Genomic DNA, 12,045 nt, shown 5'->3' with positions numbered 1-12,045 from the left:
CTGAAGGAAACGACCGATCATGAGCACTCCACCGGCCACCGACCAGACCACCATCCCCTCCTGGACCGTGGGCGACATCACCGTCCACCGCATCGACGAGGTCCTCCTGCCGCCCGCCACCGGACCCTGGCTTCTGCCGGACGCCACCACGGACGTCGTCAAGCAGCAGGACTGGCTGCGGCCCGACTTCGCCGACGACGAGGGCATCCTGCACATCGACAGCCACAGCTTCGCGTTCGTCCTGGGCGGGCTGCGCATCCTCGTGGACACTGGCATCGGCAACGGCAAGGAGCGGGCCAACCCCGCCTGGCACAACCTGAACACCGACTTCCTCCAGCGCCTGGCCGCCGCCGGATTCCCCCCGGACTCCGTCGACCTGGTGGTCCTCACCCACCTGCACGCCGACCACGTCGGCTGGAACACGCGCGAAGTGAACGGAGAGTGGGTTCCCACCTTCCCCAACGCCCGCTACCTCACCTCCCGCACCGAGCGGGAGTTCTGGGCCGGCTACGACATGGAGGAGGCGCGCAAGCAGATGTTCCGCGACTCCGTGATCCCCATCGAGGAGGCGGGGCTCCTCGACCTCGTCGACGTCCCGGCCGACGGCGTCGAGATCGTCCCGGGCCTGCGCCTGATCCCCACTCCCGGACACACTCCCGGTCACATCGCCGTCGAGCTGACCAGCCGCGGAGAGACAGCTCTGATCACCGGCGACTGCATCCACCACCCCGTCCAGTTCGCCCACCCCGCCATCGGCGCCTGCGTCGACATCGACCCGGAGCAGTCCGAGGACTCGCGCCGCAAGCTGCTCGGCTCCCTCGCCGACACGGACACCCTGGTCCTGGGCACCCACTTCGCGCCGCCCACCGCCGGCCGCGTCGTCACTCATGAGGGCGCCTACCGGCTCTCGCCCGTCCCTGCCGGCTCGCGCTGACCGGCGACGGTGCGGCCCGTGTCCGGCCGGAACTCCGCATGGCCGGACCATGTCTGCCGGGCCGAGCAGTGCAGTCAGGCGGCAGCGCCCGGGTGCATGGCCATACGGCCACGCAGCTGCGTGCCGATGTGACTCCGGCAGGGCCGGACCGTACGGGGTTCGGTCAACGCACCGACCTGATGGGGATGACGGCCAGAGCGCCGATCACGCAGACCGCGGCAGCGGCGCCGAGCAGGAGGTGGTACTCGTGGCCGCCCGCGGTGGTGAGTAGTTCAGCTCGTCGGTAGCCTCGTCGCCACGCGCGAGAATGGCCATGCCGATCTCGCTCATCGATCCACCGACCGTACGTCCGGTGACCGTGCCCGCGATGGCGACGACGGACCTCTCCGGCCGACGGAAGTCGTGGACGACCACCTCGCAGAAGGACCAGCGTCGTGACGATGCCGTCGATGACGGGAGTCAGCGCCGCGATGATGGCGTCCTGCTCCTCAGCCGACACCAATTGCTCCAGATGCCACAGGTATCCGGGCAAGAGCCTCGATCTCGATGCAGCCGCCGTACGGCAGTGCCGCCACTCCGACGCAACTCCGGGCGGGGCCGCGGCGAGGTGAAGAACCGTGCGTACGCGGCGTTGAGCCGGGCGCGGTCGGCGACGTCGGTCAGACAGGCCACCTTGGCCCAGCGGTGGATGTCCGCGCTGGCGTGAGCGCAGAGGTCGTCCACGATGTAAATGCGGGTGCCGCCGGGCGACGCGGCGCGGATCATTGGTGCACAAGGTGGGATGCCGCACCGCCTGGTCCCAACTGCTCGCGCCGGGCGTGGAAGCGGCCGCCACTGTGCCTGCGGCGGACGGCGACACGGCAGATCCGATCCCAGTGCCGAAAAACACGAACCGAATCGGGCAGCGGTTTCCTGCCGGGCCCTCCTGCCCATACCTGGCCATGTCCGGCGGCAGGATCAGTCGCTGGAGGCGGGGCGGTCGTTGATGAAGGAGTACAGCAGAGCGTTGACGAGGTCGGGGCGGGTGGCGAAGGCGAAGTGGTCGGCGCCGGGGAGTTCGGCCAGACGGGCGTGGGGGATGGTCTGGCGCAGGTGGAGGGAGACTCCGGAGGGGACTTCCTGGCCTCTGGTGCTGCTCATCAGCAGGGTGGTAGCGGTGATGGCGGGGAGCAGGTGGCGGTCGTCGTCCCGTGAGATGTTGTCGAAGAAGCCGAGCAGGGTCTCGACTCCCGCGTTGTAGCTCATCTCGCGGAACCAGGAGCCGAGTTCCGTGGCGCGAGCGGTGTCGACGTCGGCGAAGACCAGGCCGGGGTCGAGGACGGCGTCGGTGATGCCCTCGATGCCGCCGTCGCGGGCGGCGTCGGTGAAGTGGGCGATGGCGGCGTCGTCGAAGCCGTGGGGCCAGTCGTCGCCGCGGCGGAATTTGGGGGAGCCGTTGAGGACGGCGAGCTTGCCGAGCAGGTCGGGGTGCTGGGCGGCGAATCGCAGTGCGACGTGCCCTGCCGATGCGAAGCCGACCACGGTGGGCTTCTCCAGGCGGAGGTGGGTGATGAGGGCCGCGAGGTCGGCGGTGTACAGGGCGGTGACGCTCTCCACGTCGGGGGGCAGTTTGTCGGAGGCTCCGTAGCCGCGCAGGTCGAGGAAGACGTTGCGAGCGTGGGGGTCGAAGAACTCCTGCTGGGCGGCCCAGGAGCGGGAGTCCAAAGGCAGGCCGTGCACCCAGACGATGGGGCGGCTGCCCGTACCGGTCTCGTAGAAGGCGATCCTGCCTCCCTCTACGTCGAGGTGGCGGGCCTGGTCGAAGCTGAGCGGAGGCATGGTGGCGTGCTCCTGGCGTCGGGCGGGAGGTGCCGGGCGGCACCTCCCGCTGCGGGTGGTCACAGCCCGGTCGGGTAGGTGACGTTGTCCAGGCCGGGGACGGTCACCTTGGCGGGGTTGTTGTCGGCGGCGACGAGCTGGCTGACGGCGTAGTCCGTGACGGAGCCGGACAGGAGCTGGCGCGGGTCCTCCATGACCATCCGGAGGCGGGTGGTCATGGCGCGCCAGTCGTCGGGGCCGTGGATGACGGGCATCTCGCTGATCTCGGTGACGGACGGGTCGGAGATGTCGGGGACGGCGAGACGGCCGGGGGCGTAGCGGGGAAGTCCGGGGAACATCAGGTCGCCCAGTTCGACGGTGGCGCGGGTGTTGGACCAGATCTGGCGCAGGGGCTGCTCCAGGGCCGCCACCTTCGACAGGTCTCCGTCCAGCGGGGTGGTGAAGGTGGGGGCGTGGGGCGCCATGTAGAGGCGTTCGAGGGGTAGTTGGTAGCCGGAGGCGCCCAGGAGCATGGTGGCGACGCTGGAGGTGTTCCAGGTGACACCGGCGGTGGGGCGACCCTGCTTGCCGGCGATGACCACCATGGCCCGGCTCCAGTCGATCTGCTGCTCGCGGAACCAGTGGATGATGCGGCGGGAGATGTCCAGTCCGGTGAGGAAGAACGTGGCGATCATCATGTGGTTGACGGTTCCGTGCCCCTCGGCCGTGCCCTTTTCCAGGTAGTCGGTGCGCAGGGCGGTGGCGTTGAGGCGGGTTTCGTCCTCCAGGGCCGCGCTGAGGAAGCCGTCGGTGACGGCGAAGGTGTAGTCGGCCATGTCGGCGATGGCCTGCTCGCGGCCGCGGTAGGTCTCGACGGCGATGGTGTCGCGCCACAGTTCGGCACTGTTGGCCTCGCGGCTGCGCCGCACCTCGGTCAACAGCCGCTCCGTTTCGTTGCGCCAGCCGGGATCCGCGTACTTCTCCCGCAGCTGTACGAGGGTGGCGACGGCGGGGCCGAGGTGGGAGACGCCGGCGAGTTCCTTGAAACCCTTGGTGGAGAAGCGGAAGCCCTCGACCGTGGGGGGCTTGCCACCGCCGGGGTAGAGCGCGAAGTCGGTGCCGGTGGCGACGATCAAAGGTGCGTCGGCCGTGTCGGCGGCGGCCGTACGGGTCAGGTGGGAGCCGATGCTGGTGGGCCCGGCCGTGTAGGTGGTGAACAGGTCGACGAGCTCGGGACTTTCGTTGGCGGCCATGGCGGTTCCTTGTCGTGGAGCGGTGCGGAGCGGAGGAGCGGGGTTCAGGGGGTGAAGCGGTAGAGGACGGTGCGGGCGGCGAAGCGCACGTCGGCGGTGAGACTGTGGGAGACCGCGATCAGCAGCCCCTCCTCGTCGTCGTGGATGACGGCGACGTCGGTGGCGCCCGTGGTGGGGAAGGTCTCCGCGCGCACCAGCTGCCCGTCGCGCCACTGGTAGATCTCGGAGTCGAGGTCGGTGGTCGGGTCGGCCGGAGTGCCCAGGACGAAGTTCACGCGCACGACGTACAAGGTCCCGTCCGGGGCCGGCACGACGGCGAACTCGCGCGCTCCCAGCCCGTGCAGCGTCTGATGGACGACGAAGCGGGAGCCGTCCCAGCGCAGCAGCTGCGACTCGCTCTGCAGCCGGGCCACCAGCAGGAAGAAGTCGCCGTCGATGGCGAAGTGCACGAACGCGCGGCCGTGCCGGTCGGCCAGCTCCTGGTGGGGCTGGAACTTCTCTCCGTCGAAGCGGTAGAGCACCGACGGACCGACGTGCTCCGCGTGTGCCAGGAAGTGCCGGCCGTCGACTGCGAAGGCATGCCAGTTGTAGGCCCACTGGGAGTCGATGTCCTGGAAGTGGACGAAGCGTTCACCGTCCCAGACGAATATCGGGGAGGGCAGGTTGTCGTCCTCCTGCCCGGGGATGACCACTCCCTGGGCCAGGGCCAGGAAGTGACGGTCCTCGATCGTGAAGTGCTTCCACTGCTTGGCGGCGAAGCTGTCGAAGGACTGGAACTCGACGAAGGAGCTGCCGTCCCATTCGAGGACACGCGAGGTGGCGGCGAACCGATAAGGGCCTTTGCCGGTACGGATGCTTGCCACGGCGAGGAAGGAGCGGTCGCCGATGCGGAAGAACTCCGCGTCCTCGCCGCCCGGCAACGACACGCGCTGGAACGGCTCGTACCCCTGGTCGCCTCGCTTGAGCAGCAGCAGGTCGGTGTCGCTGTCTCCCCCGTTCATGTCCACCGGGGTGCCCGGCACGTCATAGGCGAGCTGGGGAATGGCGAGCAGATGCAGGCCGTCCAGGTCGAAGGGCTCCACGCCCCGGGCGCCCGAGGTGGGGATGGACTGGAACTCGGTGAGGTGTGTGCTGGGCATGGTTGTCGGGCCTCTCCGCAGGAAGTACGGGTGGTGGGTGCGTTGACCGGGCGCGGTCCGTGTCGACGTGTCGCCCCGGCGGCTTGCCGTGGGCCGGGTCACCCGGGAAGGTCCGCCGACGGCAGGGCGAAGTTGTTGTCGAAGACGTGGTCGGGGTCGTAGCGCGACTTGAGGACCATGAGCCGGTCGAGCACCGCTCCGGGGAAGGCGTCCTGCAGCTGTCGTCGTCCGGTGCCCGTTTCGAAGCTCAGGTAGAGCCCCTTCAGGTGCGGGTGGAGCCGTTCCCAGTGCCGGTCCAGGTCCTTGCGCCCCGCCGGCACGGTGGCGGCCATCAGCGAGAAGCTCTGCGTGCGGTGTGAGTAGGCCATCGCCGTCGAGGGCGTGTCGTTGACCGCTCCGCCGATGGACCGCAGCTGCACCATGGGCGCCCCTCCGGCCACCAGTACCGATGTGATGGCCGCGGCGGCGGGGTCGGTGATGTGCTCCAGCAGCCCGGACCGCGACACCGTGAGCGGCTGCTGCGCGTACTGCGTCGCGTGCGTTGCCGGCAGCAGCTGGTGGTACGGAGTGACGAAGGCCTGGTTCCGCAGCACGGGTCCGGCGGACAGCACGGGTGCGAGCGCCTCACGCGCAGTCTCGGTGTCCGCCCCCGCGTGCACGGTCATCGCCTGGGCGACGGGCTGTCCACCGGGGCCCGACATGAGCGTCAGGAAGCTGGTGACCGTTCGGGGCGCCGCCTCGACTGCGGCCCCCCACCGGGTCAGGAACGCGGCTGTGTCCCCGGCGTCGAACATGGTGACCGCGGCGATCACGTCGCCCACCGGCTCGGCCTGGAACTCGAACGCCGTCGCGACCCCGAAGTTGGCTCCCGCGCCGCGTACGGCCCAGAACAGGTCCGGGTCGTGTTCGGCGTCGGTACGCACCACGGAGCCGTCGGCCAGGACGAGTTCGGCGGCGCGCATGTGGTCGATGGTCAGGCCGTGCAGGCGGGACATGAGGCCGATCCCGCCGGTGGTGGCCAGCCCGCCGACTCCGACGTCTCCGGTGTCTCCGGAGGAAAGGGCCAGGCCGTGGGGTGCGAGCTGGGCGGCGACGTCTCCCCAGCGTGCTCCCGCCTCCACGCGTACCAGCCCGGATCGGGCGTCGAGCACCTTCACGGCATTGAGTGGGGAGAGGTCGACGACGATGCCGCCGTCGTTGGTGGAGCGGCCGCTGATGCCGTGGCCGCCGCTGCGTACGGTGAGGGGAAGCCCTGCGGTGCGGGCGTGGGCCAGGGCGGCTGCGATGTCCTCGTGATCGCGAACGCGTATCACGGCGGCCGGTGATCCGGTGCGGGTGTAGGTGTGCCGCACGGTGTCGTAGTCGCTGTCGCCCGGCCGGATCGCGACCGCGGCGAGACTGTCGGGCAGGGGCAGCCGAGAGGCCGGCGGTGAGCTGTCGATGGTGCGCATGGATGCCTCCGCGGTCTCCGTACGGGGACGGGGATCCGCACGTGTCCTTTACTGGGGCGGGGGTCCTACTGGGGTGGCGTGGTCCGCACGCCATGGGCGCGGGTGATCAGGTACTGCAGCGAGGCGTCGGCGTACGGGCCGCTGCGGGCGATGAGCCGGCCCGCGTGCCTGCCGAGGTCCTCGGCGCTGAACCAACCGGGGTTGTCCGCGCCGATCGCGGCCCGTGGGCGGGTACGGATGGGGCCGATGATGAGCTCGTACACGCGCGGACCCGCACCGTTCAGTTCCGCGTCCAGCGAGCGCACCAGCGACTTCTTCGCCGCGTTGGTGGCTCCCACGAGGGCGGCGAACGGATAGGGGATGTCCGCGCTGAAACCGCTCAGGTGCACCAGCGCTCCCTCTCGGGACAGCAGGGGGGTGAGCGCACGCAGCGCGTGGAAATGGCTCGTCAGGTTGGAGGCGATCATTTCCTGCCACTCACGGTCGGAGATGTCGAGGATGCCGGTGCGCTCCGGGCTGCCCCAGTCGCCGATCGAGACGACGGCGCCGTCCAGCGCGCCATAGGGCGACAACTGTGCGCGCACCTTCTCGCTGTCGGCATCGCCGACATTGACGACCCGGGTGATCAGGGTGCCGGGCCCGGCTTCCTTGACGTGGTCGGCGAGACCGGCCAGTCGTTCCTCGCTGCGACCGGTGGCCACGACGGTGGCTCCCTGGCGAAGCAGCGCGAGGGTCATTCCCTCGCCGATGCCACCGGTCGCGCCCGCCACCAGCACGGTCCGCCCGGACAGCAGCCGGTCCTCCTGTATGTCGCTCATGAGGCGCTCTCCTTTCTGCGTGGCGGGCCGAGACCCGCTATGGGATGGGTGTGGATGGGTGCGGTGACTGGCCTGTACTCGCGGGTGCTCGCGTCGGCAGCCTCAGGCGGCTGCGGCGGCGCGCTTGCCCAGTTCGACGGCGTTGCCGTAGGAGCGGGCGCTCATGGCCATGGCCGGGACGTTCTCCTGCATCAGGCGCATGCGGTGCGGAGCGTCGTGGAACTTGGGGTCGAGCTGGAACTCGGCGGCCAGGGAGAACCAGGTCACCGGGACGACACCGGCCTGGACCATGCGCTGCACCGCCGCGTTATGGGCCTCGCGCGAGGGGCTGGCGGAGGCGTCGACCGCCACGTGCACGCGGTAGCCCTCGCGCAGGCCGCCGAGCACGGTCTGCAGCACGCACCCGTCGGTGGCGATGCCGCCGATCACCAGGTTCTCCCGGCCCTCCGCCCGGACCGCCTCGGCGAACGACTCGTCCAGGAAGGAGTTGAAGTCGACCGCGCGCTCGATGACCGGCTGGTCACCGATGGCCTCCAGCAGCTCCGGGTACAGCGGGCCGGACGGCTTGCTGGACTGGCCGTTGGTCACCACCAGGCCGCTCTCGTACCACTTCGCGGTCTTCGCCAGGCCCACGACGTTGTTGATGTGCTCCGGGAGGTCGTGGGAGCGCAGCAGGTTCGCGAAACCGACGGCGTAGTCGACGAGGACGACGGTGGTGTTGGCCGGGGTGAGGGGCTCAGGTGCCATGACTGGCCTTCTTTCTCTTGTGGTGAACGGCAGCGCGGTTCGGCCGCCGAGCAGACGGAGCTAGCTGACTCGTTTGTGACCGCTTGGTCATTAGCGAAGGTAGTTCCTCCGACTCCTAATGTCCAGATGGTCACTTAAAAAGTTTTGCTAGCTCGGAGTAAGTGGAACAAATCTACGCAACTAGGCAAGCTGGGGTCGCCCGTCTGATGACCAGTGGGTCAGCAAAGTAGTAACCTTGTGTACACTTACGGGATGGACACGCCACCCACGACCCCCGACGACCAGGACGCTGCTCCGGTCAAGAAGCGCAGGCGGGACCCGGAAGCAAGCCGGGCCGCGATCCTCGAAGCCGCCCGGGCCGCCTTCGCCGAGCGCGGCTACGCCAAGACGACCGTCCGCGACGTCGCGCGCCGGGCCGGAGTGACCCACGGCCTGGTCCTGCGGCACTTCACATCCAAGGAACAGTTGTTCCTCGCCGCGGTCCCCAGCCCCCGCACCCTCATGGCTGAAGTGGCCGGCGACACCAAGACCTTGCCGACGCGCATCGCCCGGTCCTACGTCCGGCGCATGGCCGAGAGCGGAGGCAGCGACCCGTTCGTGGCCATGTTGCGTGCGGTGGCCTCTGAAGAGGAGACCGCCAAACGCTTGTTCACCGCGATGCAGCAGGACAGTCTGGAGATGTACCGGCAGGTGATTCCCGGCCCCGAACTGGAGGAGCGTGTGGCGTCTGTGGGCGCCTATCTCATCGGGGTGACGTTCTCCCGGTATGTCTTCAGGAGCGGACCGCTGGCCGAGATGTCGGACGAACAGCTCGTCCGGCACCTCATCCCCAACCTGCGCAGCATTCTGCTGGACTGATGATGGGTACCGCCTGAGCACCTTCGCCGCCAGAGCGTCTTCTGTGGCCGGCTCCGGCCGGCCCTTGCTGTCCTGTCGCCTCGGCGAGGCGAGCGCGAAGGGCCGTCGACGTTGCGGTCAATGGTCCTCGAGCGGGTTGGCCACCAGCGCGTCCCAGTCGAGACCGGTGAGTTCCTCGCCGGGCGGGACCAGGTCGTAGGTCTCGAAAAGCCAGTCCTCCACCCGGTGCAGGTCCAGTTCGAACAGCACCCGCATGCCGCAGCGCTCCAGGCGCAGTCGCAGCATTGGCCGCCCTTTGCTGATCCTCGGCCAGATGCGCACGTCTCCGGTCCCCGTCGGCGCCAGCAGGCCGTCGTGGAGAAGGTCACGGCCGATCTTCCAGGTGACGGGAGGCCCGATCTTCGGGCGGAAGGTGACCGAGACGACAAGGGGATCATTGCGATCGAAACAGAACTCGGCCCGGAGCGGATTGCGTTGGGAGTCCCAAAGGATCCGGAAGATCTGCAGTGACAGGGGGGCCACCCCGTTCGGATTCGGCCCTGGGGGCCAGGGACCAGGCAGGTTCTCCATCATGGGTTCGACTCTCTGGTGCGATTTCTTGTACGGAATGCTCCCTGCGGTACCACCGCCCTCTCTCGGAGACGCCCCGGACGCACGGTCATCTGGCCGTGAGACGCGTTCGGCTACCGCGGCGCATTCCGAGTCAAGCGGTGTGAAGGGCGGTATGCAGGGCGCCGGCGGCCATCGTGATGGCGGCCTCGGCGGCGTGGGTCTCGCGCAGGGCGTTGAGCATGACGAAGTCGTGGATGATGCCCTGGAAGCGCACGGCGGTGACTGGTACACCGGCCTCGCGCAGCTTGTTGGCGTATGCCTCGCCCTCGTCGCGCAGCACGTCGGCCTCGCCGGTGATGACCAGGGCAGGCGGCAGTCCGGTGAGCTGCTCGGTGGTGGCGCGCAGCGGGGACGCGGTGATCTGGGCGCGCTCGGCCTCATCGGTCGTGTACTGGTCCCAGAACCACTGCATGGCGTCGCGGCGCAGGAAGTAGCCGGTGGCGAACTGGCGGTAGGAGCCGGTGTCGAAGCTCGCGTCGGTGACTGGATAGAACAGCACCTGCTGCACCAGCGGGACGTCACCGCGCTGCTTGGCCATCAGGGTCAGCGCGGCGGTCATGTTGCCGCCGACCGAATCGCCGGCGACGGCCAGGCGGGATCCGTCCAGTCCCATGGACACGCCCTGCCCGACGACCCACTGGGCGACCGCGTAGTTCTGCTCGATGGCGACCGGGTAACGGGCCTCGGGGGAGGGGTCGTACTCGGGGAAGACGACTGCGGCGTTCGCGCCCACGGCGAGTTCGCGCACCAGACGGTCGTGGGTATGGGCGTTGCCGAACACCCAGCCCGCACCGTGGATGTACAGGATCACCGGCAAGGTGCCCTCGACGCCGGCCGGCCTGACGATGCGTGCCCGGACGCTGCCCGTCGGCCCGCCCGTAACGGTGACCCACACCTCGTCGATCGCGGGTTTGTCGATCTCGCCCGACTGCACCTCGTCGACCGCCTTGCGGCCCTCAACCGGACCGAGGTCGAACAGGTACGGCGGAATGGCGGTCGCCTCCGCGAAGGCAGCTGCAGCGGGCTCCAGGACCGGCTGAACCGGCTCGACGGCATCGAACATGTCAATCTCCTGGGATTGGGTTGGTACACCGGCCTGCGGTGACATGACACGGATCATGCGCAGATCACCCGGTGTGCGTTGATCGTCACGCTAAGACCTCTGCCCCGGGGGTGATTGATGGCGAGCGCACCGCTGCTTGTTCTTCAGCGAACGGCAGGTGCCGCCGACCGTCACCCGCCGTTGAGCGGTTCTGTTCCGCGGACCAGCCGTCCGTCTCTGGCCGCGAGACGGTCGGCGCCTGTCGACACGCTCAGTGGGTTCAGGCTTCGGGCGACGTCGCGGTCGGTGATCCTGGCACGCCGCCGACGTCACGCCGATCCGGGGGGCGCCGCGGCTCACAGCTGTCGTTCACCGACAGGCGACGCGTCGGTGCGCGGCCGGTCGAGGCGGGGGTTGGCGCGGGGCGCGGCATGCCCCAGCACCTCGCCGGGAGCCCTATGCCCTCCTGGCGCGGCTCTTTCCGCGCCCCTCAGCGAGCGGGGGCCGCAGTGTGCGCCGCCTGCCATTTGCTTGGAGACATGCCATAGGCGGCCCGGAACGCCCGGGTGAAATGGGCGGGATGGGGAAATCCCCAACGCTGTGCGATCGCCGACACGCTGGGAGCGCATCGCCCGCCGCGGTGGAGTTCCTCGCGGCATTTCTCCAGACGACGCTGCTTGATCCAGCGGCTCACGGTCGTGGCTTCGCCTTGGAACAGTTTGTGCAGGTAGCGTACGGAGATCTGGTGGGCGCTCGCGATCGCCCCCGGTGTCAGGTCAGGGTCGGCGAGGTGCTCTTCGATGAACGTTTTGATCCGCAGGAGCAGCGCACGGGAAGCATCGGGTTCGGCGCTCCCGTCCCCGTCATGGTCGAGCTGCCCGGCGAAGAGACTCGTGAGGAGGCTCATGGCGTGGCCCGCGAGCCGCTCGCCCACCTCGGGTCCGCACTCCGACGCTTGAGTGGCGAGCCCGGAAAGGAAGCAGGAGGCCAGCGCGCCCAGCCCCTGGTCTCCGCGGACGGTCGTCAAGGTGATCCGTCTCAGTTCGGCGCTGTTAAGCACCAGGGCATGGCGCGGGACGACAAAGCACACGGTTTGTCCTTCGGACCGCAGCCGGCATGGACGGGCGGGCTCGAAGACCGCGAAGTCTCCCTCCCGCAGGACCGCTTCCCTTCCGTCCTGGGTGAGTGTCCCCGGCCCGCCGCACTGAAGGGCGATGGCCAGGTGTTCCTCCCAGCCACCCGCCGTCAGGCTCGGGCCGCGGACCGGCTGGTCTGCCTCGCCGTCCACCGTGAAGATCTCCACATAGGCGAGGTGGTGGGTCGTCGCGCCGTTGCCGGGCACACTGATCAAGACATCCATGGTTCGCCCTGTGCTGGCTCACAGACGGCGCATG

11 protein-coding genes and 1 pseudogene are annotated in these 12,045 nt (G+C 69.1%); 2 read left to right on the top strand and 10 right to left on the bottom strand.

The annotated features are described in order from the left end of the window. Positions 1-19: 19 nt before the first annotated feature. Positions 20-934 carry an MBL fold metallo-hydrolase gene (locus tag HJD23_RS20155; RefSeq protein ID WP_171113746.1) on the top strand — a complete coding sequence of 305 codons (915 nt, stop codon included), beginning with the start codon at positions 20-22 and terminating at the stop codon, positions 932-934. Positions 935-1,201: 267 nt separating this feature from the next. Here the strand turns inward: HJD23_RS20155 and HJD23_RS43930 are convergent. The 7 genes and pseudogenes from HJD23_RS43930 to HJD23_RS20120 form a co-directional block, all read right to left on the bottom strand. After that, positions 1,202-1,433: pseudogene (locus HJD23_RS43930) on the bottom strand (PAS domain-containing protein); the annotation flags it as partial. A 458-nt stretch (positions 1,434-1,891) separates the two neighbouring features. Then, positions 1,892-2,752: an alpha/beta hydrolase gene (locus HJD23_RS20145; RefSeq protein ID WP_171113745.1), complete on the bottom strand. Its 861-nt coding sequence runs from the start codon at positions 2,750-2,752 to the stop codon at positions 1,892-1,894. A 59-nt stretch (positions 2,753-2,811) separates the two neighbouring features. After that, positions 2,812-3,984, bottom strand: a complete 1,173-nt coding sequence (locus HJD23_RS20140) for a DUF5624 domain-containing protein (protein ID WP_171113744.1) — start codon at positions 3,982-3,984, stop codon at positions 2,812-2,814. A gap of 44 nt (positions 3,985-4,028) precedes the next feature. After that, on the bottom strand, positions 4,029-5,123 hold the full coding sequence (locus HJD23_RS20135) for a hypothetical protein (RefSeq protein ID WP_171113743.1): 1,095 nt from the start codon (positions 5,121-5,123) through the stop codon (positions 4,029-4,031). Between the two features lie 98 nt (positions 5,124-5,221). Further along, complete coding sequence (locus tag HJD23_RS20130) at positions 5,222-6,574, bottom strand: FAD-binding oxidoreductase (RefSeq protein ID WP_171113742.1); 1,353 nt, start codon at positions 6,572-6,574, stop codon at positions 5,222-5,224. 65 nt (positions 6,575-6,639) lie between these two features. Next, a complete protein-coding gene (locus tag HJD23_RS20125) occupies positions 6,640-7,392 on the bottom strand; it encodes an SDR family oxidoreductase (RefSeq protein ID WP_171113741.1) in 753 nt (250 codons plus the stop codon). A 102-nt stretch (positions 7,393-7,494) separates the two neighbouring features. Continuing rightward, positions 7,495-8,139 carry an isochorismatase family protein gene (locus HJD23_RS20120; protein WP_171113740.1) on the bottom strand — a complete coding sequence of 215 codons (645 nt, stop codon included), beginning with the start codon at positions 8,137-8,139 and terminating at the stop codon, positions 7,495-7,497. Between the two features lie 252 nt (positions 8,140-8,391). Here HJD23_RS20120 and HJD23_RS20115 point away from each other — a divergent pair, with 252 nt between their 5' ends. Beyond that, entirely contained in the window at positions 8,392-8,997 is a 606-nt protein-coding gene (locus HJD23_RS20115) for a TetR family transcriptional regulator (protein WP_171113739.1), read from the top strand. 117 nt (positions 8,998-9,114) lie between these two features. Here the strand turns inward: HJD23_RS20115 and HJD23_RS20110 are convergent, their stop codons facing one another. The 3 genes from HJD23_RS20110 to HJD23_RS20100 form a co-directional block, all read right to left on the bottom strand. After that, a complete protein-coding gene (locus HJD23_RS20110; RefSeq protein ID WP_171113738.1) occupies positions 9,115-9,570 on the bottom strand; it encodes an SsgA family sporulation/cell division regulator in 456 nt (151 codons plus the stop codon). 130 nt (positions 9,571-9,700) lie between these two features. Next, complete coding sequence (locus HJD23_RS20105) at positions 9,701-10,672, bottom strand: alpha/beta hydrolase (protein ID WP_171113737.1); 972 nt, start codon at positions 10,670-10,672, stop codon at positions 9,701-9,703. 469 nt (positions 10,673-11,141) lie between these two features. Beyond that, the gene (locus tag HJD23_RS20100; RefSeq protein WP_171113736.1) at positions 11,142-12,011 is read right to left on the bottom strand and encodes a helix-turn-helix domain-containing protein; all 870 of its coding nucleotides are present in this window, start codon (positions 12,009-12,011) and stop codon (positions 11,142-11,144) included. Between the last annotated feature and the right edge of the window lie 34 nt (positions 12,012-12,045).

This window comes from Streptomyces sp. Z423-1, assembly GCF_013009255.1.
Lineage (GTDB): Bacteria > Actinomycetota > Actinomycetes > Streptomycetales > Streptomycetaceae > Streptomyces > Streptomyces gossypiisoli.
The sequence above is the reverse complement of the archived record's forward strand: the minus strand, read 5'-3'. Positions and strand labels throughout refer to the sequence as shown.